The 24,084-nt window shown below is 59.4% G+C and carries 22 protein-coding genes; 19 read left to right on the forward strand and 3 right to left on the reverse strand.

Annotated elements, in window-relative coordinates; genetic code table 11:
• The first annotated feature begins 120 nt into the window (after positions 1 to 120).
• Positions 121 to 1,635 (forward strand): peptide MFS transporter, encoded by a 1,515-nt coding sequence (locus AC1DE4_RS24920; RefSeq protein ID WP_477883572.1) that lies wholly within the window; start codon positions 121 to 123, stop codon positions 1,633 to 1,635.
• 120 nt (positions 1,636 to 1,755) lie between these two features.
• On the opposite strand, the gene AC1DE4_RS24925 is transcribed toward AC1DE4_RS24920, so the two are convergent.
• Positions 1,756 to 2,316 (reverse strand): YqhA family protein, encoded by a 561-nt coding sequence (locus AC1DE4_RS24925; protein ID WP_018856268.1) that lies wholly within the window; start codon positions 2,314 to 2,316, stop codon positions 1,756 to 1,758.
• 363 nt (positions 2,317 to 2,679) lie between these two features.
• Here AC1DE4_RS24925 and AC1DE4_RS24930 point away from each other — a divergent pair, with 363 nt between their 5' ends.
• The 12 genes from AC1DE4_RS24930 to AC1DE4_RS24985 all read left to right on the forward strand — a co-directional run bounded on the left by AC1DE4_RS24930 (position 2,680) and on the right by AC1DE4_RS24985 (position 16,979).
• Positions 2,680 to 3,246, forward strand: coding sequence for a Na+/H+ antiporter subunit E (locus AC1DE4_RS24930; protein ID WP_246733676.1), 567 nt, complete (start codon positions 2,680 to 2,682; stop codon positions 3,244 to 3,246).
• The gene (locus tag AC1DE4_RS24935; protein ID WP_018856270.1) at positions 3,239 to 3,499 is read left to right on the forward strand and encodes an MrpF/PhaF family protein; all 261 of its coding nucleotides are present in this window, start codon (positions 3,239 to 3,241) and stop codon (positions 3,497 to 3,499) included. The genes AC1DE4_RS24930 and AC1DE4_RS24935 overlap by 8 nt, the downstream gene beginning before the upstream one ends.
• A gap of 4 nt (positions 3,500 to 3,503) precedes the next feature.
• Complete coding sequence (locus AC1DE4_RS24940; RefSeq protein WP_477883574.1) at positions 3,504 to 3,761, forward strand: hydrogenase subunit MbhD domain-containing protein; 258 nt, start codon at positions 3,504 to 3,506, stop codon at positions 3,759 to 3,761.
• A 3-nt stretch (positions 3,762 to 3,764) separates the two neighbouring features.
• Positions 3,765 to 4,106: a monovalent cation/H(+) antiporter subunit G gene (gene mnhG / locus AC1DE4_RS24945; protein WP_169682046.1), complete on the forward strand. Its 342-nt coding sequence runs from the start codon at positions 3,765 to 3,767 to the stop codon at positions 4,104 to 4,106.
• The gene (gene mbhE, locus AC1DE4_RS24950; RefSeq protein ID WP_169682047.1) at positions 4,103 to 4,786 is read left to right on the forward strand and encodes a hydrogen gas-evolving membrane-bound hydrogenase subunit E; all 684 of its coding nucleotides are present in this window, start codon (positions 4,103 to 4,105) and stop codon (positions 4,784 to 4,786) included. Before mnhG ends, mbhE begins: the two co-directional genes overlap by 4 nt.
• A gap of 10 nt (positions 4,787 to 4,796) precedes the next feature.
• Positions 4,797 to 5,165, forward strand: coding sequence for a sodium:proton antiporter (locus AC1DE4_RS24955; RefSeq protein ID WP_169682048.1), 369 nt, complete (start codon positions 4,797 to 4,799; stop codon positions 5,163 to 5,165).
• Positions 5,159 to 8,245 (forward strand): complex I subunit 5 family protein, encoded by a 3,087-nt coding sequence (locus AC1DE4_RS24960; RefSeq protein ID WP_192305803.1) that lies wholly within the window; start codon positions 5,159 to 5,161, stop codon positions 8,243 to 8,245. Before AC1DE4_RS24955 ends, AC1DE4_RS24960 begins: the two co-directional genes overlap by 7 nt.
• A gap of 138 nt (positions 8,246 to 8,383) precedes the next feature.
• Entirely contained in the window at positions 8,384 to 9,814 is a 1,431-nt protein-coding gene (locus tag AC1DE4_RS24965; protein ID WP_192305801.1) for a basic amino acid/polyamine antiporter, read from the forward strand.
• A gap of 188 nt (positions 9,815 to 10,002) precedes the next feature.
• Complete coding sequence (locus AC1DE4_RS24970) at positions 10,003 to 11,436, forward strand: basic amino acid/polyamine antiporter (RefSeq protein ID WP_018856277.1); 1,434 nt, start codon at positions 10,003 to 10,005, stop codon at positions 11,434 to 11,436.
• 19 nt (positions 11,437 to 11,455) lie between these two features.
• Positions 11,456 to 12,700, forward strand: coding sequence for an arginine deiminase (gene arcA, locus AC1DE4_RS24975; protein WP_018856278.1), 1,245 nt, complete (start codon positions 11,456 to 11,458; stop codon positions 12,698 to 12,700).
• 95 nt (positions 12,701 to 12,795) lie between these two features.
• Positions 12,796 to 13,896, forward strand: a complete 1,101-nt coding sequence (locus tag AC1DE4_RS24980) for an efflux RND transporter periplasmic adaptor subunit (protein ID WP_169682051.1) — start codon at positions 12,796 to 12,798, stop codon at positions 13,894 to 13,896.
• Entirely contained in the window at positions 13,893 to 16,979 is a 3,087-nt protein-coding gene (locus AC1DE4_RS24985) for an efflux RND transporter permease subunit (RefSeq protein ID WP_477883579.1), read from the forward strand. The genes AC1DE4_RS24980 and AC1DE4_RS24985 overlap by 4 nt, the downstream gene beginning before the upstream one ends.
• A gap of 53 nt (positions 16,980 to 17,032) precedes the next feature.
• Here the strand turns inward: AC1DE4_RS24985 and AC1DE4_RS24990 are convergent, their stop codons facing one another.
• The gene (locus AC1DE4_RS24990) at positions 17,033 to 17,308 is read right to left on the reverse strand and encodes an AAA family ATPase (protein ID WP_246733677.1); all 276 of its coding nucleotides are present in this window, start codon (positions 17,306 to 17,308) and stop codon (positions 17,033 to 17,035) included.
• 284 nt (positions 17,309 to 17,592) lie between these two features.
• Between AC1DE4_RS24990 and AC1DE4_RS24995 the strand changes: the two genes are divergently transcribed.
• The 5 genes from AC1DE4_RS24995 to ligD all read left to right on the forward strand — a co-directional run bounded on the left by AC1DE4_RS24995 (position 17,593) and on the right by ligD (position 21,924).
• A complete protein-coding gene (locus AC1DE4_RS24995; protein ID WP_169682053.1) occupies positions 17,593 to 18,279 on the forward strand; it encodes a VOC family protein in 687 nt (228 codons plus the stop codon).
• 72 nt (positions 18,280 to 18,351) lie between these two features.
• Positions 18,352 to 18,849, forward strand: coding sequence for an NUDIX hydrolase (locus AC1DE4_RS25000; RefSeq protein WP_169682054.1), 498 nt, complete (start codon positions 18,352 to 18,354; stop codon positions 18,847 to 18,849).
• Between the two features lie 321 nt (positions 18,850 to 19,170).
• Positions 19,171 to 19,926: an ImuA family protein gene (locus AC1DE4_RS25005; protein WP_169682055.1), complete on the forward strand. Its 756-nt coding sequence runs from the start codon at positions 19,171 to 19,173 to the stop codon at positions 19,924 to 19,926.
• 661 nt (positions 19,927 to 20,587) lie between these two features.
• The gene (locus AC1DE4_RS25010; protein WP_018856289.1) at positions 20,588 to 20,875 is read left to right on the forward strand and encodes a DUF982 domain-containing protein; all 288 of its coding nucleotides are present in this window, start codon (positions 20,588 to 20,590) and stop codon (positions 20,873 to 20,875) included.
• Positions 20,875 to 21,924: a non-homologous end-joining DNA ligase gene (ligD, locus tag AC1DE4_RS25015; RefSeq protein ID WP_169682056.1), complete on the forward strand. Its 1,050-nt coding sequence runs from the start codon at positions 20,875 to 20,877 to the stop codon at positions 21,922 to 21,924. The genes AC1DE4_RS25010 and ligD overlap by 1 nt, the downstream gene beginning before the upstream one ends.
• A 446-nt stretch (positions 21,925 to 22,370) precedes the next feature.
• Here the strand turns inward: ligD and AC1DE4_RS25020 are convergent, their stop codons facing one another.
• Entirely contained in the window at positions 22,371 to 23,261 is an 891-nt protein-coding gene (locus AC1DE4_RS25020; protein WP_312867263.1) for an SMP-30/gluconolactonase/LRE family protein, read from the reverse strand.
• A gap of 108 nt (positions 23,262 to 23,369) precedes the next feature.
• Between AC1DE4_RS25020 and AC1DE4_RS25025 the strand changes: the two genes are divergently transcribed.
• On the forward strand, positions 23,370 to 24,083 hold the full coding sequence (locus AC1DE4_RS25025; protein ID WP_169682057.1) for a FadR/GntR family transcriptional regulator: 714 nt from the start codon (positions 23,370 to 23,372) through the stop codon (positions 24,081 to 24,083).
• The last annotated feature ends 1 nt before the right edge of the window (position 24,084 follow it).

The following is a 24,084-nucleotide window of genomic DNA, read 5'->3' on the forward strand; positions in this document are numbered from 1 at the left end:
GGACTTACGAGCATTCGCGGGTATTGGACGCTCTCCTCGCCATAGCGCGAGGTAGGTAGCGCGCGCTTTCCGCGGTGATTCGCGCTATACTAGCGCAGATGAAAAAGTCGGGGGGAGCCGATGACGACGTCTGTCAAGTATCCACCAGGACTGGTTGCGCYTTTTCTCGTCGAGATGTGGGAGCGCTTCAGCTACTACGGCATGCGGGCGATCCTCATCCTTTACCTCGTGGATCGGGTCGAAAACAGCGGCCTGGGTCTCGCCACGGCCGACGCCGCAGCGATCTATGGCCTGTATACCGCGTCGGCCTACATATTGGCGCTGCCAGGCGGTTGGATCGCCGACCGCTTCTGGGGTTGCAAGCGCGCGATCGTCGTTGGCGGTGTCGTCATCATGATCGGGCATGTCCTGCTCGCGGTCTCCGGCTCCGCTGCAATCGTGTTCTTCCTCGGCCTCCTCTGCATCGCGATCGGCACCGGGCTTCTCAAGCCAAACATCTCGACCATGGTCGGCCAACTCTATGACAAGAACGATATCGGCGGCCGCGACGCAGGGTTCTCGTTCTTCTACATGGGCATCAACATCGGCGCGATCCTCGGAGGACTTATTGCCGGCTATCTCGGCGAGAACTGGGGCTGGCATTGGGGTTTCGGCGCGGCTGCCGTTGCCATGTTCTTGGGGTTGATCAACTTCCTGCGGGCGAGCCGCACCTCGCTTCGCGACAAAGGTGGGGCGCCCGCCGTGCACCATCACCCCGACGCGGCGACCGGCCGTCGTGACCACCTCTTCACGGGTGCTATCGGTGGCCTCGTCGTCGTCCTGGTCGCCGCAGCAGCGCTAACCGGTCAGATCAATCTGACCAGCGCGCAAGGGCTGGCACAGGCCATGGGCCTGATCATCGTGACTGTGGCCATCGGCTTCTTCCTCAACATCTATTTGGCAGGGGACCTGAGTGGCTCGGAGAAACGGCGCATGATCGTCCTTGCGCTCCTTTTCGTGGCCGCCGCGCTCTTCTGGTCCGGTTTTGAACAGGCCGGCTCCTCGCTCAACCTCTTCGCAAACGACCTCACACAGCGCCAACTTGGCGGTTTCACGGTGCCTGCCTCATGGTTCCAGAACTTGAACTCCCTCTTCATCATCCTGCTGACCCCGGCTTTTGCGGCGTTCTGGATCTATGCCGAGAAACGCTGGACCATTCCCGTTTTCGTGAAGTTTGGACTGGCGCTCGTCGCGATGGGCCTGGGCTACCTGATCCTAGTGCCGGCGGCGCACACAGCGGCAACGGGCGTAAAGGTTACCGGGCTCTTCCTCGTCTGTACCTACCTGCTGCACACAGTCGGCGAACTGATGCTCAGTCCGGTCGGGCTTTCAACCTTCTCCCGCCTTGCGCCAGAGCGCTTCACCAGCCAGATCATGGGGTTCTGGTTTGTCGCCGCGTCGCTCGGCAACCTGATGGCGGGATTGCTGGCCGCAGGTATGGACACCGAACATGCCGCCGGACTTCCGGACGCGTTCACCCGCATCTTCCTGATCAGCGCCGGCTTCGGGATCGTCCTCGTCCTTCTCGCTCGCCCAGTCACCCGGTGGGCGCTCGGCGGAAGCGAGCGGATAGAGGAAACGGCTCCGGCGCAATAGATGCTATTCGTGCTGTCCAGGCAATTTGCCGGGCCGGCAATGGTGCGCAGGCCAGAACTTTCCGTCCTCAGCCGCCGGCCGGCTTGACGAAGAAGCGGCCTGCCGACGAACGACCACGCATCATGGCGGGGAGCCTTTGTGCTTAGAAAGGTAGAAAGCTAGCGCAAAGATGATAAGGGCTGTCGCCACGCCCAAATAGACAATTCTTTGCGACCCATCCCACGCAACAGCCTCTCGAAGAAACAGTACCGCAAGCACGGCAATCACCACGCTGACCAAATTTGCTTTCAGGTCTTCGAGATCTTTCAGCATGAGCCATCGGGGGCGCTCCAAATTCTCGTCAATGAAAAGCGTATAAAGGCCGAGACTGATAATGTAGGCGGCTACGGCGATTAGGAAGACATCAATGCCCTCGACCACTCCGATCGCAAACATTTTGACTGCTTGCGTCGAGATAGCAATGTTCTCCACTGTATCGCGGATACTTAGAGCCATGACCGCAGTCTCGTAAACTATCAGCGATATGGCTCCAATCAACGTCACGACCACTGGCAGGATCATGATATAACGGCTTAGTACCAATAGCCTGGCAAACATCTTGATCACCACTCGTCGATCATTGATTGCTTCAATGAAGCTGTCGGGGAGAAAAGTGGCTGCTAACGGCAAGACAGGCAGCAATTCGCCAGAGAGCGTCTTGCCGCCAAGTTACTTCCCGGCTTCTAACTCTGATTAAACTTATGAAATGTTAGCGGAGCATTAAGATAATTTCGAGGATCGAATGTCTTCGAATTGTCTTCTACGCAATCCGGCCTTTGAACGATTTCTTTGAAAAGCTTTGAAAGTCCGAACGGCTCTGCTGCAAATTTCAAGCTTGATTTCGATGACATTTGGTTGAGGCTCTGATCATCTTGGGGCTTCCCGGGTTTCGAGATTTTGAGCAAGCAATGCCACAACCTTCGTCGGCGATGTCAGGTTTCGTTCGATCGGTGTCGGCCTACGGGAGGGCGGCCCCCCTTGATTTCGAGGGGTAACCCTGCTTGATTGCTACTAGCAGTGGCGACGAAGGTCGATGCTATGCCGGCGGAGAGCGAAACTACCGAACACGGCTTGCCTGAAGCCCTCAAGGGGTTGATCGGCCTTTGGGTTTTGCTGTTCGCGCTCTGGCTGATCGTGAACGCTTCACTCGCTCTGCCGGTCGTGATGACAGGCGCCGTCATCTCCCTTTCCATCGCAGCGATCGTTTCTCGTCGCTATGGACTATGGCAGCAGACCGCGCTGACACCGGGCGCGGCATACCATTTCCTTGCCTTTGCATCGGTATTCTTCATCGAACTGGTGAAGGCGAACGTCAACATGCTGCGCTACGTTTATTCGCCGCGCATCGACATTCACCCCGGCATCGTGAGGATCCCGATGCGGCTGAAATCGCCGATCGGTCGCCTTGCCCTTGCCAATGCGATCGCGCTGACCCCCGGATCGCTGGTCATGGACATCAGGGACGACGCCCTTTTCGTTCATTGGCTCGATGTGAAGACGACAGACCCGGAGCAAGCCGCCGCGATGATCGCCGGACCCTTCGAAAAGCACCTGGGGGCGGCGTTTGGCTGATTTCATCGTTCGCATTGCCGCCGTTCTCATCTTCTTCAGCATCGTTTTTGGGGCGCTGCGTCTGATCATCGGCAAAACCCTCATGGACCGCGTCGTGGCAATCGACATGCTGACCGTGGTCTCGATCGCGCTGGTGACGCTTTATGCGCATCTTTCCGGCCGGTTCGTGTATATCGATGTGGCGCTCGTCTACGGGCTGCTCAGCTTCCTTGCCGTGCTTGCTATCGCTCGTTTCCTGGAAAAGGGGCCGTGACACGATGCTGGAGCTTCTCGTTATGCTGGTGTGCGGGTRCATCCTGATCAGCGGGGTTCTTGCTGTGCGCCTTCCCAATCTCATGACGGCGATGGTGAGTTCGGGGCTCGCGAGCCTGCTTGCGGCCGTCTCCTACGTGCTGCTTGCCGCGCCCGATGTCGCCATGGCAGAAGCAGCAATCGGTTCCGGGCTCGCGACGCTGATCTTTCTCTATGCCATTCGCAGAACCGGCGGCGGAGACGCCGGTAGTGAGAAGGAGTGAGATGTGCAGGAGCTAGTCGGCAGCATCGTCATCCTCGTCGGCGCGTTCTTTCTCTTTTCCGCCGGCCTCGGGCTTTTGCGCATGCCCGATGTCTTCACCCGCATCCAGGCGGGGACCAAGGCCTCGACGCTCGGCAACATTCTTGTCGTCGCCGGGCTTGGCATCTACCATCCCGATTGGTCGCTCAAGCTCTTGATTGTCGCCGTTTTCGTTCTGATAACCAACCCCCTGTCGTCGCACGCGCTGTCGCGCGCGGCCCATGCAGTACGCACGCCGATGGCGGAGACGACGGTTGTGGACGCGCTTCGCGATGCAGATGAGGCGGCCAAGGAGGGCAAGGCATGACAAAACGCGTCTTCAGCCTTCTTGCCATCCTCGTCTTCGCGTTAATCTTCGCCGGCGTCGCAGGCGGATATAGCGAACGCCAGACGCTCTCGCCGCTTGCCCGGCACTATCTCACCGCGGTGCCACAGGATCTCGGCGGAGCGAACGTCGTCACCGGCATCCTGATCACCTTTCGCGGCTTCGATACACTCGGCGAAGTGGCCGTCCTTTTCATGGTGGCTGCGAGCGTTGGCATCCTGCTTGGCGGATCGCCGGCGCAAGACCGCACGAACGAAGCCCCGCGACCAAGCGAGCTCGTGGAAAACGGCGCGAAGATCATCCTGCCGCTGATCTTCCTGTTCGGCGCCTATGTTATCATGAACGGTCACCTTTCGGCCGGCGGCGGCTTCCAGGGAGGGGCCGTGGTGGCGTCGGGCGTGATGCTGCTAGTGCTCGCCCGCCCCGGCACGGGCCTCCATCAAGGCTTTCTAAGCGTAACGGAATCGCTGGCGGGCGTCATTTACGTCCTGCTCGGGATTTGCGGGCTCTGGTTCGCAGGCGGGTTTCTCGACAGCCACATCCTGCCCAAGGGTGAGTTTGGCTCGCTCGCCAGCGCCGGGGCGATCCCGGTGATTTCGGCGCTGTTGGGTATCAAGGTAGGGGCGGAGCTCAGCGTCGTCATCGATCGCTTCAGAAGCTGAAGGAGGAAACATGGGGCTGCCGGTGTCGCACATTCTCATGGTCACGGGCTTCGCGCTCGTCCTCATCGGCTTCTGGGGGATGCTTGGCCATCGCAACATACTGCGCATCATCATCGGCTTTTCGTTGATCAATACCGGCCTGCATCTGGTGATGGTCGCGACAGGCTATGTAACCGGGGGGACGGCGCCGATCATCGACAAGGCGCTTTCAATCTCCGAAGCAACGGTGCGTTCGGTTGATCCCATCCCCGCCGCGCTGGTGGTCACGGCGATCGTCATCGGCTTTTCCGTGACCGCCGTGATGCTCGCCTTTGCGATCCGTATCCATGATGCCAGGAAAACTCTCTCCATCGATGCGCTGACGGAATCGAAATGGTAGGAGGCGTGCTGCAACCGCTGACGATCTTCCTGCTCGGCCTTGGCGGCGGCTTTCTGATCCCGCTTGTCTATCGCATTGCCAAGCCGCTCCCGGCCATCGTCTTCTTCGCTGCCCTTGCCGGTATGACGCTGGTCTCTGTAGTCCAATTGTGGTGGCTACTCCGTGGCGGCTCGACAAACGAGATCTATACCGCCGGAGCGATCCCACCCTTTTCCATTAATCTGCGCTTCGGGCTTTGGGAGGGGTTTTTCGCCGTCAGCGTAAATCTCGCCGCAATGCTCGGCGTCTGGCAGCTGTGGGGCCGGCTGCGTAACTCCTATGCGGCACTGCTGCTCTATCTCATACTGGTCATGGGCATCAACGGCATGGTGATGACCCGCGATCTGTTCAACCAGTTCGTCTTTTTGGAAATCATGTCGATCGCGACCTACGGCCTGCTTGGGATGGAGGGCAGCCCTGCGGCACTTTCGGCAAGCTTCAAGTATATCATGGCGACGGTGCTTGCCTCGTCATGCTTCCTGTTGGGCGCGGTGCTGCTCTACCACGTCACCGGAACCCTCAACATCGACGACATGATCGAACACAGGGCGCTGATATCAGGCCCGATCGGCACGACGGCGCTTCTCTTTGTCCTGTCGGCGCTGATACTCGAACTGAAACCCTTCCCCGCCAATGGCTGGGGTCTTGACGTTTACGAAACCGCGCCCGCCGGGATTGCGGCCCTCATCTCCGGCGGCGTGTCGGCGGGCGTCTTCTTTGCGCTGTTCAAGCTGTTGCCGCTGTTTGCGACCCATTACGACCTCATCGCCTGGGCGGGTGGCCTGACCTTTCTCTTCTCCAATCTCGCCGGTCTGCCGCAGACGAAGGTGCAGCGCCTGCTCGGCTATTCGTCGATTGCCCAGATGGGCCTGCTGATGCTGTCGCTTGCCTTGCTGCGAGAACTCGACGCCGACGCAGCGATGCCGCTTGTGGTCGGCGGGCTGTTCTTCAACCATCTTTTCGCGAAGGCCGGCCTGTTCTGGCTGGTCGGTGCGGTTGGGCTCCCACGCACCGCGGCATGGCCTGCCATCGCCAACCGACCGCTGACGCTCCTCGTCTTTGCCATGTTGCTGGTTGCAATCTCCGGTCTGCCACCTTTCCCCGGCTTCTGGGCAAAGTGGGAACTCGTGGTGCGCCTTGCCGCGGGCGAGCGCTACGGTTGGGTGATCCTCATTCTGGCTGGGTCGCTTCTCGAAGCTGCCTATATGTTTCGCTGGTTCAAGCAGTCGACACGGGCGTCGGCCGAGATTGCCGAAGCCTGGCCCAGGATCGCTGCACTCGCGCCGTCGCTTGTCTGCGTGATGTTACTGACTGCGGGAGGTTGGATCGCATCACGCCTTGCCGGGGTTGCCTCGCTCCAGCTTTTCCTGCCGCTCCTGGCGGGTCTCGTCGTCTTCTGCGTGGACGGGCTTCCCGGCCGGATCAAATGCGTGCTGATGCTCGCGCTCGTGTTCTTTCTCGGTATGGCACAAGTCTCTTTGATGTCCGGGCTCAATCAGCTGTTCGCGGCTCTACTGCTTGGGGGCGGGCTCGTCGTTGCCATGGCGGGGCTTTATCGCACCGATCAGCGTCCCGGCTACTATCCATTCATGACGGTCCTGCCGCTTGCGATCGTCGGACTGCTTTGGGCGCCCACCAGTCTCGAGTTCTTCTTCAACTGGGAACTGATCACCCTGTCGACCTATTTCCTCATCATGCAAGGGCGAAGTGCGCACCCGCATGCCTTGCCCTTCCTGATGTTTTCCCTGATTTCGGCCTTCTGCATTCTTTCCGGTTTCGGGCTTTCGGCTGCAGCGAGCGGCACCATCTCCCTGGACGCCCTCGTTTCATCCAGCATGGCGTCGATGGCATTCACCCTCTTGGGGATTGGCTTTCTCATCAAGGCCGGCGCGATCGGCCTGCATGTTTGGCTTCCCGGCGCCTATGCGGAAGCCGATGATGACATGTCGGCGATGCTATCGGCCGTGGTCAGCAAGGTCGCGATCGTCGGCCTGTTTCTTGTCACCTATCTGGCGATAAGGGCAAACACGGGGTTGGAGCTTGCACATGTGATGGCCTGGATCGGCCTTCTGACCACGCTTGGCGGTGCAGCGATGGCGCTCAAGCAGGATGACGTAAAGCTCATGCTCGCTTACTCGAGCATGAGCCAGATCGGCTATATCATGACGGCCATCGCCATGATGAGCCATCTTGGCTGGGTGACGGCGATGTATCTCATCGCCAACCATCTGATGGTCAAGGGCATTCTCTTTCTCGTGGCAGCTGCCGTCATTTTGCGAACCGGCACGCGCCGCTTCGACGAGATCAGCGGACTTATGACGGCAATGCCGCTCACGTTCGTGCTTGCCGTCGTCGCGCTGCTGTCAATGTCGGGACTGCCGCCACTCGTCGGCTTCGGCGCCAAATGGCTGCTCCTCAGTGCCATGATCGATCGTGGGTGGTACGGGCTGGCCGCGCTTGGGGTGGCTGCGACCTTGCTCGGTCTGCTTTACATGTTCCGCTTCGCCTACGCGATCTTCCTAAGCCAACCGAAAGGAGACCGGCTATATCTGCGTGAAGCCCCGATCAGCCTGCTTGCGCCGCAAGCGCTGCTTGCGGTCGCCATTCTGGCACTCTCATTCTTCCCGAAACTCGTGATGGGTCCGATTTCGGCAGCAATCGACCCGCAATTTTCCTCAAGGCTCGTCTGGCAGGGAATGTCGCTCGAAGCGGTTTATGCGCACTGGAATCCACTGCCAGCGATGACGGTCGCCCTTATGCTGTCGGCTGCGATCTTTCTCGTCGCCTGGCTTATTTACCGGGGCAATCTCGGCCGCTTTTCGAAAACGAGCATCGACGCCTTCTATCGCTTTTATAAACCGGCGTTGGCAGCGGTCACCGAACCCTTGGCCAGGGCCGTCTGGAACGGGACTAGCGCGACGGTCATTGGAGCGGCGCAGTGGGTTCGCCAGGCCTATACCGGCAATGGCCAGACCTACTCACTGCAGATACTCTGTTACATCATCGTCCTTTACCTTTTCGGGACCTATGCACGTGGTTAATGATCGGCATCCAATACAGGCGCGGCCCGTGCGTAATCCTGCAAATGGGACTGGAGGCGTAGTTTCTGGATTTCTTGCTGAGCACTTTGCGTCAAAGGACGCGCTAAACTTCACCCATCCAACAACTCGGTTTGTGTCATGACCTCCCCCTCTGAAGGAAAGTTTTCGATTTGGACCTTGATGGCGATGTGTGTGGGCTCGATGGTCGGCGCAGGGATATTTTCCTTGCCACAGGCCTTCGGCCGCGCAACCGGACCGTTCGGTGCCATCATCGCCTGGACGATTGCCGGCGTCGGCATGCTGATGCTCGCCTTCGTCTTCCAATCACTGTCGCGGCGCCGCCCCGATCTCGACGCAGGCATCTATGCCTATGCCAAGGCCGGCTTCGGCAACTATCTCGGCTTCCTCTCGGCTCTTGGCTACTGGTCGGCGGCGCTGCTGGGCAATGTTTCTTACTTTGTGCTCATCAAATCGACACTGGGGCTGTTCTTCCCGATCTTCGGCGATGGCAACACGATACTCGCGGTCGCAACGTCTTCGATCCTCCTCTGGTGCATGCATTTCGTCATCCTGCGCGGCATTCGCGAAGCCGCGGTAATCAACACGATCGTTACATTTGCGAAGATTGTTCCCATCTTGCTCTTCATCGTCTTCGTGATTGCGGGTTTCAGATACGACCTGTTCGCCGCCAATTTCTGGGGCGGCGGTGACCCGACCTTCGCCGACATTTCCAGCCAGGTGCGCGCGACCATGCTGGTCACGGTCTTCGTCTTTGTCGGTATCGAGGGCGCGAGCGTTTATTCGCGTTACGCACGCAACCGGGCCGATGTTGGTATCGCAACGCTGACCGGCTTTCTCGGCGTGCTTTCGCTGATGGTTCTGATTACGCTCCTGTCCTACGGGATAATGCCGCGCACGGATCTCGCAACGCTCAGAAATCCTTCAATGGCCGGCGTGCTCGAAGCGGTGGTCGGACCGTGGGGTCGGCTGTTCGTCAGCGCCGCTCTGATAATCTCGGTCGCCGGCGCCTACCTTTCTTGGGTGCTGCTCGCCGCCGAAATTCTCTATTCGGCATCGAAGTTCGACACGATGCCGCGCTTTCTTTCCAAAGAGAACGAAAGCGGTGTTCCTTCGAACGCGCTCTGGCTCACCAACATTGTGGTCCAGGTGTTCCTGATCCTCACTCTCTTTGCGCAATACGCCTTCACCCTGGCGCTGGAGCTGACGAGCTCGATGATCCTGATCCCGTACCTCTTAGTTGCGGCTTACGGCTTCAAGCTCGCCTGGACCGGCGAGACATACGAGCGGGATTCGTCCGGTCATCGTGGCGACTTCGTGCGGGCCGGTATCGCGCTTCTCTATACCGCCGGGCTGATCTATGCCGCGGGCGCCAAGCACCTGCTATTGTCGGCCGCCATCTATGGACCTGGAACCATCCTCTACTTCATGGCCAGACGCGAGCAGAGTGCGCGAGCCTTTACTCCGGCGGAGACCGCCATATTTATGGTTGCGGCCGTCGGCGCAGTTGTCGCGATCCTCGGCATCGCGACAGGACGTATTAGCATTTAGTCGATCGCGCAACGCGATGAGTGGTCGCGCATTTACAGCCAGTGGTCGCAAAAAATTGCAGGCATCGCATATTCGTGGTACTTCATACGGATCACAGTCGCGGGGAAACGAATTATCGTTCCAGAGCAAATAATTACACGACGTGCATAAGCCTTAAAAAGCAACATCAGTTGGCATGAGAGGGCGACATGGCATCTCAATCCACGCAGAAATTTTCCCGGTTGGCACTCACTGGCATGGTTGTCGGATCCATGGTCGGGGCCGGCATTTTCAACCTGCCCGGTCGCTTCGGCGCCGCCACGGGGCCTTTCGGAGCCATCATTGCCTGGGCAATCGCGGGTACCGGCATGTACATGCTCGCGCGTGTGTTTCAGGCTCTCGCCGAGAAACGGCCGGACATCGACGCGGGCGTGTTCGCCTATGCCAAGGCTGGTTTCGGCAACTACATGGGCTTCCTTTCGGCCTTCGGTTACTGGCTCGGAAGTTGCCTCGGCAACGTCTTCTACTGGGTGCTCATCGGGTCGACGCTAGGGCGCTTTTTCCCGGGCATCTTCGGCGACGGAAGCAGCGCGATTGCGATCATCGTGTCGCTGCTGGGCGTCTGGGCCTTCCATTTCATGATCCTGAAGGGAGTGGAGCAGGCAGCGTTCATCAACACCGTCGTCACCGTCGCCAAGATCGTGCCGATCCTCGTCTTCATCCTGCTGCTGATCTTCTTTTTCAACTACACGCAGTTCTCCGAGAACTTCTTTGGCGGTGCGGACATGCCGGCAAAGCCGCTGGTCGCGCAGGTCCGCGATACCATGTTGATCACTGTGTTCGTGTTCATCGGCATCGAAGGCGCAAGCGTCTATTCACGCTTTGCCGAAAAACGCTCCGATGTCGGCGCCGCAACCATACTGGGCTTTGTCGGCGTCACCGGTCTGATGGTGGCGGTGACCATGCTTCCCTATGCGGTGATGCCGCAATCGGCGATTGCCGCGGTCCAGCAACCTTCAATGGCCGCGGTTCTCGAAGCCGTTGTCGGGCACTGGGGCGCCGTATTCATCTCGATTGGCGTTCTGGTCTCGGTGTTGGGCGCTTATCTCGCCTGGTCGCTGATCTGCGCCGAAGTGCTCTTCGCCGCGGCCAAGTCCGACGACATGCCGAGGCTCTTTGCCGCGCAGAATGCCAATCGCGTACCAGCCAACGCGTTGTGGTTGACGAACCTGGTCGTGTCGCTGTTCATCATCTCCACCTACTGGTCACGCGACGCCTTCAATTTCATGCTCGACATGACGAGCGTCACCTCGCTTCTGCCCTATCTCCTCGTCGCCGGCTACGGCGTTTTGCTTGCCCGCAGCGGCGTGGGCTATGAAACGACGCCCAATGAGCGCGGTCGCGACCAGATTTTCGCCTGGATCGCCGTCATCTACACGATCTTCATGTTCATTGCCGCCGGTCTCAAATATGTGCTTCTCGTCGCCGTCCTCCTGGTGCCTGGCACCATTCTTTATGTCTGGGCGCGGCGTGAGCAGAAATTGCAGCTGTTTACCTCCACCGAGCTCATCATCTTCGCCGTTACATTGATTGCCGGCCTGATCGGGGCCTACGGCCTGTTGACGGGCATCATCACACCTTGAACAGAAAGGCAGGAGCGTCATGACATCAGACATCCCTTTCGGCGTGCATTCGGAAGTGGGCCAGCTTCGCAAGGTGATGGTCTGCGCGCCCGGCCGGGCTCACCAGCGCCTGACACCGAGCAATTGCGACGATCTTCTCTTTGACGACGTGCTTTGGGTCGACAATGCCAAACGCGACCATTTCGACTTCATGACGAAGATGCGCGATCGCGGCGTCGAAGTCGTTGAGATGCACAATCTGCTCGCCGAAACAGTTGCCATCCCGGAAGCGAAGAAGTGGATCCTCGATAACCAGGTCGCGCCGAACCAGATCGGGCTCGGATTGCTTGACGAGGTTCGCTCCTATCTGGAGGGGCTTTCCAACCGCGAGCTCGCCGAAACGCTGATCGGCGGCCTCTCGACCTTTGAATTTCCGGAATCGATCGGTGGTGAGCAGCTCGCGCTGATACGCGACGCGGCGGGTGTCAACGAATACCTGCTGCCGCCGCTACCGAACACGCTCTACACCCGCGACACCACCTGCTGGATCTACGGCGGGGTAACGCTCAACGCACTTTACTGGCCGGCCCGCCACGAGGAGACAATCCTCACCAGCTCCATTTACAAGTTCCATCCGGATTTCGCCGGAAAGGTGAACGTCTGGTGGGGCGATCCGACCAAGGATTGGGGGCTTGCCACGCTCGAGGGCGGCGACGTCATGCCAATCGGCAAAGGCAACGTGCTAATCGGAATGAGCGAGCGGACCTCGCGCCAGGCGATCAGCCAGGTTGCCCAGGCGCTGTTCGAAAAGGGTGCAGCCGAACGCGTTATTGTCGCGGCCATGCCGAAGCTGCGCGCGGCCATGCATCTCGACACGGTCTTCACGTTCGCCGACCGTGATTGCGTCCTGATCTATCCCGACATCGTCGACAAGATCGATGCCTTCTCCTACCGCCCGGACGGCAAAGGCGGCGTCGAGCTGCACAAGGACAAGGGCAGCTTCGTCGAGACGGTCCGCGACTCCCTCGGCTTGAAGAAGATGCGCGTCGTCCAGACCGGGGGCAATGACTACATGCGCGAGCGCACCCAGTGGGATAGCGGCGCCAACCTTGTCTGCGCTTCCCCGGGCGTCGTCTATGCCTATGACCGCAATACCTACACGAACACGCTGCTTCGCAAGGAAGGTATCGAAGTCATCACCATTACCGGTGCTGAACTTGGACGCGGGCGCGGCGGCGGGCATTGCATGACCTGCCCGATCATCCGCGACGCGGTCGATTACTGACCTTTTACGCGTGCTCCGGTCGCCCGGGTTACCGATCGCTGACGCGGTGTAAGCCGCGCCAACTTGTGGGTGTGTTCGAGAAGTGAGAGGCCGCCATGCCGTTGCGTTCCTTGATGTCGAGACACAAAGCGATTTTCGTTTACGCGGGGCTTACCGCCCTTGTCCTTTCCGGCTGCCAGAGAAGCGAGGAAAAGGAAGAGCTGCCGACGCGGCCAGTCAAGACGCAGGCTGTCTCGTTCAATCCCGAGGATACGTTCGGCTCCCTGGTTGGCGAGATCCAGCCAAGGGTCGAGACCAGCTTCGGCTTCCGCCAGGGCGGGGAAATCCGGGAGCGCGACGTCGAGGTCGGTGATCGCGTGGAGGTCGGAATGGTGATCGCCCGGCTCGATTCCGAAGATGCCCAGGATGCGCTCCGCAAGGCGGAAGCCAATCTGTTTTCCGCGCAGTCGACCTTCCAGAACGCCGAGATCGAGCGCAATCGCCAGCAGCAACTCTTCCCGCGGACGTCGACCCGTCAGCAGTTAGACGCGGCCATAGCGCAGGCCAATGTTGCCCAGGCCGGTGTCGATGCCGCTGAGGCGGCGTTGCGGATTGCCCAGACCAACCTCGACAACCGTACGCTGAAAGCCAATGGTGCCGGCGTCGTCACTGGCATTGGCGGCGAAGTGGGCCAGGTGGTCGGCGGGGGTCAGATGGTCGTCCGCGTGGCGCAGGTTGGTCCGCGGGATGCGGTGTTCCAGGTGCCGGAGGCGACGATCCAGACCGCCAACAGCAATGCCCACGTCGAAGTTCGGTTGTTAAGCAATCCAAATGTGACGGCGAGTGGATCCGTCAGGGAAATATCGCCGACCGCCAATCCGGTTACGCGCAATTTCACCGTCCGCGTCGGCCTGGACAACGCGCCTGAAGAGTTCCGTTTCGGCAGTTCGGTGCGTGGTACGATCCAGATCGCAGGCGCGCCCGTCGCGCGGCTGCCGATGACGGCGCTGTTCAACCAGAACAACCAGCCGGCCGTCTGGGTGGTTGACCCGGCAAGCAACACCACCAAGCTCGTGCCGGTAGAGGTCCATCGATTCGATACGCAGGATTTCCTCGTGAGCAAGGGGCTGTCGAGCGGCGATCAGGTCGTCGTCGCCGGCGTCCAGCAGCTGCGTCCCGGCATGGCGGTTCGCCTGCTTGAAGGAAGCGTCCAATGAACGGAGGATTCAATCTCTCCGAATGGGCCATTCAGCGCAAAAGCCTGATCGTCTTCCTCGCATTTCTGAGCGCTGTCGGCGGCATTCTCGCCTATTTCAATCTCGGCCGCGACGAGGACCCGGAATTCACCTTCAAGACGATGATCGTGTCTGCCGCGTGGCCGGGTGGCACCATCGAGCAGACTACAGACCAGATTACGGACCGGCTGGAGCGGACACTCGAGGAGGTGCCGCATCTCGATCACCTGAGGAGCCTGACCAGCGCCGGCCAGTCAGTGATCTACGTGGTGCTCGACGACGCAACGCCGCCCGACCAGGTCGGCGAATCCTGGTATCAGGCCCGAACCAGGGTCGGCGACATCGTCTCGACGCTTCCGGCTGGCGTCCGCGGGCCGTTCTTCAACGACGATTTCGGCGATACCTTTGGCATCATCTACGGTTTCACTGCTGATGGCTTCGGTGACCGCGAGGTGCGTGACTGGGTCTACGAGGCGCGCAACCGCCTGCTCAAGCTCGACGATATCGGCAAGGTTCAGCTTATTGGCACGCAGGACGAGACGATCTTCATCGAGTTCTCGACCAATCGGCTCGCCAGCCTCGGCCTCAGCATGCCGAGCGTGATCTCGACGATTCAGGCGCAGAACGCCGTTCTTCCCACCGGCCAGCTGACGACCGAGCGCGATCGCACGGTCTTGGAGGTTTCGGGCAGTCTCGCCAGCGAAAAGGATCTGCGCGAGCTCAATATTCCGACCGCCTCCGGCTTCGTTCGCCTCGGCGACATCGCCGATATCGTGCGCGGCACCGTCGATCCGCCGCAACCGCGCTTTCGCGTCGATGGCAAGCCGGCGATCGGGCTTGCCGTCTCGATGGCCTCCGGCGGCGACATTCTGCAGCTTGGCCGAAACATCGATAGCGTCATGAATCGTTTCGAGCACGATCTGCCGATCGGCATTGATCTGACGCGGGTCGCGAGCCAGCCGACAGTGGTGCAAACCGCCATTCGCGGCTTCACGACTTCGCTGGCGCAGGCTGTCGTCATCGTCCTTGGTGTCAGTTTCCTGGCACTCGGCGTGCGAGCGGGCCTTGCCGTCGCAGTCTCGATCCCGCTGGTGATGGCGCTGACCTTCCTCTTCATGGACATCACCGGCATTGCATTGCAGCGTGTCTCGCTCGGTGCGCTGATCATCGCGCTGACGTTGATGATCGACGACACGATGGTGACGGTTGAGATCACCATGGCGAAGCTCGAGGAAGGAATGGACCGCGTGAAGGCGGCAGCGTACGCCTATACATCCACCGCCTTTCCGATGCTTGCGGGAACGCTTGTCACCATTGCAGGCTTCATTCCGGTTGGCTTCGCCCAGAGTTCCTCGGGCGAATACGCGCGCTCGCTGTTCTTCGTGATCGGCTTTTCCCTGATCGTGTCCTGGCTGGTGGCGGTGCTTCTGACGCCGATCGTTGGCCTTGCCGTCCTGAAGCCGAGCGAGAAAGCCGGCGAAAAGACCGAGAGCAAGCTTATCCGCGGTTTCAAGAGGCTGCTCGGCGCCTGCGTCCGCATGCGCGTTCTCGTCATTCTGGCGACCGTCGCCCTGTTTGCCGCGTCGCTTTTCGGCTCACAGTATATGCGCCGGCAATTTTTCCCATCGTCAGATCGTCCGGAACTGCTTCTGTCGCTCGTCCTGCCACAAGATGCCTCGCAAGAGGCGACTGCCGCCCAGGTAAAGCGGGTGGAGGAAATCTTCGCCGCCGACGAAGGGGTTGCCAACTGGAGCTTCTACGTCGGCTCCGACCCGATCCGCTTCTATCTCTCGATGGACCTCAATCCGCCGGCCCCCTTCCGCGCGCAGGCAGTTGTCATCAGCAAGAGCGTTTCCCAGCGGGATGCCCTGCAGCAGAGGCTGCAAAAACTCCTCGACGAGCAGTTCCCAGATATCATCGCCCGTGTCTCTCCGCTGGAAATGGGCCCACCAGTCGGCTGGCCCGTTCAATATCGCGTCAGCGGCCCTGATATCGTCGGTGTGCGCGATCTCGCCTGGAAGGTTGCTGACGTTCTCCATACCGTCCCAGGCGCTGTTCAACCGCACCTCGACTGGAACGAACCTATCCGGAAGGTCGTCATCAACGTCGACCAAGACCGCGCCAGGCTGGTCGGGTTGAACTCGTCCGTTATCGCGCAGACGCTGTTTGCGACCTCCTCGGGCTTGCCGATCACGCAGGTGCGCGATTCCATCTATCTGGTCAACGTTGTCGCACGCGCGACGGAGGATCAACGCGTCGACATCAATACGCTGCGTTCGCTGCAGATACCGGTCGGTCCCAATCACACCGTGCCGCTTTCAAGCATCGCGACAGTGGAATACCAGACAACGCAGCCGTTGATCTGGCGGCACGACCGCTCGACTACGATCACCGTCCAGGCCGACGCGGAAAAAGGCGTGCTGGCGACTGACATCGTCGACGCCGCCACGCCGCAGATCGCTGCACTCATTCGCGACAATCCCAATTATCTGATCGAGGTGGGTGGCTCCGTTGAGGGTGCGGAAGACGGGCTCGCAGCAGTCGTAGCGATGCTGCCGGTCATGGCTGTCATCATCCTCATCGTCCTGATGTTTCAGCTGCAGAGCGTGCAGCGCCTTATCCTGGTCGTCAGCGTTGTTCCGCTCGGGCTGATTGGCGTCGTGCTGATCATGCTTATCACTCGCGTGCCAGTCGGTTTCATCGCCGTCCTCGGGATGATCGCTCTCATCGGCATGATCACCCGAAACTCGGTGGTGCTCATCGACCAGATCGATAGACGGATGGAGGAGGAAGGCAGGAGTTGGCAGGGCGTCATCGACGTCACCGCGCAGCGTCTGCGGCCGGTTTTCCTGACCGCCGGTTCGACGATCCTCGGCATGCTGCCGATCATCCGCGATCCGTTCTGGTCGCCGCTTGCCTTTACCGTGGTGGGGGGTCTGGTCGTTGCCGCGGCGCTGACGTTGATCTTCCTTCCGGCGCTTTATGTCCTGTGGTTCCGGATTCCACCTGAATTGGAACGACGACCCGCTCCGATTGCCGAGGCCGTGGCGCAGCCCGCATCCTAGGATAGATTGTAGGGTCGTAACTGTTTGCCGGGCCATAGTATTGCCGAGGCATGTCACATGTTGCATTTCGTGTTGTAGTGCCGTGCCAGACCCGCCTCGGAATCCGACGCCACAGTCCGGATCTCCTCGTCGGAAAGGCGTCCACGAAGGTAGAACCGGAAGATATCCGCGCGTGGTTTCTCGTCCGGAAGCCCGATTTCGAAATGGCGCTCGAGACGGCCAGAGCGCAGTAATACGGCGTCGATCAAGTGCGGATAGTTCGTCGCGCCGATGACGATGACCCTGCAAACCGCACGCGCTGTTTCGGATATGTCTCTGGCTGAGGACATACTAGAGGCGGGCATCGAAGCAGCGTTGGTGCTTGCAAGGAAATCGGAGCCATAACCTCCGTTTAGACGCCAGCGAAAATGGGCGGCAAATCCTCGCAACTGCCGGATTGTTGTCTCGATGAGGCGTGCCGACTAAAATCCGACTTCGGGTCTGGGGGCACCATAGGGGCAATCGCGTTGATGTCGGCCGTAGTGCAGGTTTGTAGAGTTTGATAACTCGCGTCATCCGTGAGCGCTCCCCACCTGCCGTTTATCTCGCAGCTAAACAATCTAGGAGACTCGAGATGGGTAATACCGAGGTTCGCAGCGAAAATTCACCCCGGCCCACGCGCGATCGAGGCGTCGACATGAAGCTGGAAGTGGTCGTAATCCCCGTAGCCGACGTCGATCGGGCCAAGAGCTTCTACGCGAGCCTTGGCTGGCGGCTAGACGGCGACTTCACCGCTGGTAGCGAGTGGCGCGTAATCCAGTTCACGCCGCCCGGTTCGGGATGCTCGGTCATCTTCGGAAAGAACGTCACTTCGGCTGCGCCCGGTTCTGCGCGGGGCCTATATCTGATCGTCTCCGACATCGGCGCGGCGCGCGAGGAACTTCTGGCGCGCGGTGTACGGATCAGCGAAGTGTTTCATGCAGGCGAAGAAAAGATTGGTACCGACGAGCCGTACCTTTTCGGGAGCCGGAGAGTAAGCGGCCGCGACCCTGAGCGCCGCACCTATAGGACCTACGCCTCGTTCAATGATCCTGATGGGAACGGCTGGTTGTTGCAGGAGGTCACCGGCCGCTTGCCGGGTCGCATAGACACGGGCGGGGCAGCCTTCGTTTCTTCCGCCGAACTCGAGGCCGCGCTGCGGCGCGCGTCAGAGGCCCATGGTGAACACGAGAAACTGACCGGGCAACACGATGAAGGTTGGCCAATCTGGTATGCGGAATACATGGTAAAGGAACAAACGGGAGAGCCGTTGCCTACCTAGCCATGGCCGCAGGGGCGAGGCCACTTACTCGAAAGCCTTGCCGCGTATCGGCCTTCGCTCCATGTTCGCGCGATGGACCAGCCGGATCGACATTTCTCGAAGCTGACGCCTTACACGCACAGGGTTTTTGCAGGCGACCTGGCGGAGCAGGTCGGGGCGCTTTGCTATCGGAAATCTCTCCGCGGTATCGACATACTTCTGATCACGACCCGCCAAACAAAGCGGTGGACCATTCCCAAGGGATGGCCGTGCGCTAATTTGAAAGCGTACCAGGCCGCAGAGCGGGAAGCGTGGGAAGAGGCCGGCGTCCGGGGAAAGATCAGGAAGAAGACCTTCGGTCATTACACGTATACGAAGTACCTGAAGGACAACGAGCACGTAACTTCGATCGTCGGCGTTTATCTGCTCGAGGTCAGGCGGGAGCGCTTAAAGTTTCCAGAGCAAGACCAGCGCGATTTGATTTGGAGACATCCGCGAGAAGCAGCCGTCTTGGTGCAAGAGCCAGAGCTGAAGGGGTTGATCCTAAAGTTGGGTCGGAAGTGGAAAGCTAGCGCAAGATCAGTGGCCTGATACGTGTTGCCAGCTTTGCGGCCGAGTTCGATACTCCGGTCGCAGACGCCGCACACCAAGGTATGATTGAGCCGCGATACTTCCGCGAGGTTCTCTCGTCGCAGGAATTTTTTCTCATCGTTAGATATCGTACGAACTTGAATTTCGACCGGCTACGGCATTGGATTCGTTCGCGGATCATTTTCATGCCACCCCTAGAAAAGCCGAGCTGCCCATGGTGACCGCAGATAGCCCTATTGACTAGACTGCCTTACCGGAACACATGTAGAACATAATCGCTTCCAAAGCGAGATGGAACCCATGAATTGACGAAGGCTACAGATGGCGCATGCGAGCGCAAACCCCGTTATTTCCGAGCTTCGCGAGCGTATTTCTCATCTTGATGGCGCCCTATCGCGACGGAAATGCGCCCTGCCATTTGGTGTGCCGGAAATTGATAGCCATCTGCCTGGTGGGGGGCTGGCATTGGGAGCGATCCACGAGTTCGCGGGCGGTGGTGCGGGGGCCGTGGATGGGGCAGCCGCAGCCCTTTTTGCAGCCGGGGTCGCCGCTCGCACGAAAGGGAAAGTGATTTGGTGCCTTACCCGACCGGATCTCTTCTTTCCTGCGCTGGCGCAGGTCGGCCTTCACCCGAACCGGGTAATATTCGTCGAAGCGGATCGAGAGGAGGATGTTCTCGCGTCGATGGAGGAAGCCCTTTCCTACGGTGCACTAGGAGCCGTCGTTGCTGAATTGGTTCGACTGCCGATGACGGCGTCCCGACGGCTGCAACTGGCGGCGGAAAAGTCCGGCACACTGGGATTGATTATTCGGCGGTGGCGCCGACAGAGCGAGGCAACGGACTTCGGTCAGCCAACGGCCTCGGCCACGCGATGGAGGGTAAGCGTTATGCCATCGGAAGAGCTTCCTGTTCCTGGTGTGGGGAGGGCTCGCTGGATGCTGGAGTTAATGAGAGTGAAAGCTGGCGAGTGTGCCGAGTTCGAAGTCGAAGCTTGTGATTTGTCCGGTCGCATTGCGATCCCAACGTCGGCTGGAACTTGGAGTACCGGAGGAAATCGATCCGCCCATGCCAGTTGAGTTTACCAGGATCACTCATCTAATCCACCTTGCTGGTACACGCCGCATGACGCGCATGTTCGCCGAGCAGTGACGCCGGGTGACCTTAACAAATCCTGTCCGATGAAACCGAAGACGACAAAGGAAATGTCATGTCTGCGATGAAGCAAGTGCGCGAGGAAATTAGTCCAGTCGATCAAGCTATAGAGTGGCACGATGGCGATCTGCATGCCACGATTGCCACACTGATCGACGACTGCCGCTTCCTTCGAGACCAGCTCGATACCGCTCAGAAATGCATGAGCAGCGGTCTAACGCGGGGTTGGAAGCCAAGATCTGAGCGATGATCAACTGTGGGAACTGAGCGCAAAAAGGACCTGCCAGTTGGTGCGCCCGGGAGGTACGGGAATCCAGCGCAGATTGATGCACCATTGCTCGCTGGGCAACGACACAACGCTCTTTGATTTAGTGATGACTGATATAAAGAGTTGAGCAATCCCGCAAAAAGCCACATCAGAGTGGACCCAGAGAAGTGTTTTCCAAATGGAAACGGCTATCCTTCAGGGGAAAGGTTAACTCCCATGCGACGCTTTTGTTCCGCTGGACTTATATATTTTCACTCCCCTAGACAAACGAATCACTTGGCATTTTAGTGGGCGGAGATATGTCAAGGAGTTTCGCCATGGCCGTCGATCTTCCCGTGTTTATTAAGCCCCTGCAGGTCGAAATCGATGGCATGGGACGATATCGAAAAGCGGAGACCGTCGACCAACTGGCGGCCATGCTGCTCAGCGGCAAATGGCATCATCGCGGCGGCGAGAAATTTCACAGTGCGCTGATGCGATCGGTGGAGGCCTTGGAATTTTATACCGATGCCGATACAGCCAGGGCCGCGTTCGTCGATGCTGCCCACGAGGCAGGCATGCTCGTACTTCCCGACGACATCGCCGAGATGAAAAAGGCTGGCTAATGGTGAAGGCTCCTCGTGAACGGCCGTTGCTGGCCGACTACCAGCCAATCCGTTCCCGTCCACGAGAGCCGCGCGACCCCAAGCAGCCTCAGCTGCCATTCGACCCAATGCCCGACCGGATCGAGCCGTGCCTGGCGCTTTTGAAGCCGCGCCCGCCGGTCGGCGACGAATGGTTCTATGAAGTAAAGTGGGATGGGTATCGGATCGCGGTCCACCTCAACAAGGGTAACGTTCGCATCCTGACGCGTGGCGGACACGACTGGACGCATCGCTTCCCACACATTGACCAGGCGGCTAAGGCACTGGATGTTGGGAGCGCCATCATCGACGGGGAGGCGGTAGTCCTCGATCCCGAAGGTCGCCCTCACTTCGGAATGCTGCAGAACTCGCTCGGGGGACGAGGAGGCAAGCTTCGGTCCGGCCAGGCGATGATGATGGCTTTTGATCTGCTTTATTTCGACGGTCACGATATCCGCAGCTTGGAACTGACGGCGCGGCGCTACTTTCTGGAGTCACTCTTGCGAAACGAGGATGGCGCTATCCGCCTGTCCGATACCATTGATGGTGATGGCCGTGAGATTTTTGCCGCTGCATCCCGGCATGGGCTCGAAGGGATAATCGCCAAGCACAAGGACAGCAGTTATCGATCAGGTCGCCTTGGCGATTGGGTCAAGATCAAATGCGTCCAGCGCGACAGCTTTATCGTGGTCGGATACGAGCCATCGCCTGTGGCGCGAGGAGGGATCGGCAGTCTGCTGCTGGCTGCTCGAAAGGGGGACGCGTGGATTTATGTTGGCAACGTTGGCACGGGTTTCAATGAAAATAGCGCGGCCGCGCTTCGGAAACTGCTGGACCGCATCGTCAGAAGGCGGCCGCCAGTCGTGTACGACGGCCGCCAGAAGGACATTGTCTGGGTGCAGCCGACCCTCATCGCCGAAGTTGAGTATCGAGCATGGACGCATGATGGAAAGCTTCGGCACGCCTCCTACAAGGGGCTGCGAGAGCACCAGGACAATGCGGCGGTGCTCGAAGTCGGCTGCGATTCATGACCTGGAAAGTAGACATGACCAGCACATGCGACTTTCTCATTGGCTGTAAGCTGGGCGACAATGCGCAAAAGGCGGAGGGGTGCACCGCGTTCGAAGAACGACACCTGGAGAAGAACCCATCGCTCGCAAAGCGAATGAGATTACCGCATTTCAGAGAGGCCGACAAAGCGCCGGAAGTGGTTCCGCACGCCGATGTCCGAGCGGCCGGGAGCTGGCAGGTTACGGCTGCAGGTGAAAGACGAGCCGCATGGGCTCCTACCGCTTCTCCATAGGTGGCGTAACCATAGGCTGCCGGACAATAGGCGGCATCCGGAGAACTTGCCAATGTTCGATCGGTTGCAGAGGCGGAACTAAAGTACGCCGGCAATCAAGTTCTGATGCGCGGGTAATACCTCATTCCCGATTGTGCGTGCAGCCTATACCTATCTTGCCGCTGGCGATGGGATCTACCCGAAGCGATTTGCCCTTCGGCCGCGCTTTCCCATGTTAATGGCGAGCAGGGCGCCTTCGAGCGGATTTCCCCTTACCTCTTCGTCCGTCATCGAAAACCGGGCGGAAGTGACGAAAAGAGTGGAAAGGTCATGGCCGCCAAAAGTGCAGCTTGTTGGCTGGGAAACCGGCAGGTCAACGACCCGGTCCACGCGTCCCTTTGGATCTAAGCGGACGATGCAGCCACCACGGGCGACGCGGCAATTCCAGATGAACCCCTCGTCGTCTAGGCACGAGCCATCTGGAAGGCCTCGCTCGAAGCCGGCAAATACTGGAACGCGGTTGCGGAGCATAGAGCCGGCGATCTCATAAGAGTAGATCGTGTTTTGAAGCGTGTCCGCCGTCAGCACGGTACCGTCACCCGGCCAGACCAAGGTGTTGGTGATGCCGAATAGATCGTTCGTCAAGGGTAGCACCCTGCCATCGGGGGTGTAACGGTAGAGCCGACCCTTCTCGCCGTTCATTGCCAATGGCGTGCCGTCAGCGGCGATGTTGTTCTGCATTGTGCCGACCCAAAAGGCGCCATCCGGACCGACGACGCCTTCATTCAATCGATTGCCGGTCGTCCCGGGCTCTACTGTCGCAACCGTCCGGAACACGTCTCCGTAATCCCAAAGCGCAATCGTGGTGGCGAGGCCGACAATCGCTCCGCCGTCTTGCCTCAGTCCGATCGAGGTTGGCATGTCAGGCGTCGGCCAGCTTTGGTACTCACCCGTTGCCGGCGTCAGGGCATGGATGGCTCGTCCAACAATATCGACCCACAGCAGGCGCTGCCTGTGGTCATCCCATACTGCGCTCTCCCCCACGATGTTGGCCGCCGTCAGAGCCACCTCAACATTTATTCCCACAGAAACCCCCGGTCCGAATATTGACTGTTGACAGACAGGGTAATCATAAAATACGCATAAATCAATGAAAGCTGTCATACAGGTTTTGAACTTTTAAACGGAGTTATCATGGCGACTGTTTCGGAGGTAGTCGGAAACGCGGGGCTGGTCAGCAATGCGATTGGAGCGATCACCGCTCATATCCGCATGAACGAACTGGGCCCGGGCGATCGCCTGCCAAGCGAAGGAGCGTTGTCTAAAGAGCTCAGCGTATCGCGCACAGTGGTGCGCGAGGCATTCCGGTCGCTTGCAGCAATGAGGCTCATCGACCTGCGTGTCGGCAAGCGAGCGATGGTCGCGCAACTGGATCATGGTGCGATGTCGCTGATGATCGAGCATGGCATTGACACCGCACAAATCAATGTCCAGCAAATCTATGACGTGCGCCGGACCATTGAAGTGCGGACGGCAACACTCGCGGCGCTGCGCCGCTCCAATGATGAAGCCCGTGCGATTCTTGAGCATGCCGAGGCGATGCGTACAAATTTCGATGCGGCGGAACGGGTCATGGAGAGCGACCTGGCATTTCATCTTGAGATTGCTCGCGCCTCCAAGAACCCGATCTTCGCGATGATTGTCGGCGCATTTCAGGGTGTCTCGAGACAGACATGGCCAATCGGATGGCGCAGTCGATCATCTGACAATGAGCGGCATGCCATGAACGACCTGCATGTCGCGATCGCCGAGGCGATTGTTGCGGGTGACCCCCAGGCTGCAAGCCAATTGATGGCCCAGCATTTTGAAGAGAGCGTGAAGGCGTTGCTGGCAGCCGGCGTCGCATAGG

The sequence above is a fragment of the Rhizobium sp. 10N414 genome, assembly GCF_056394785.1.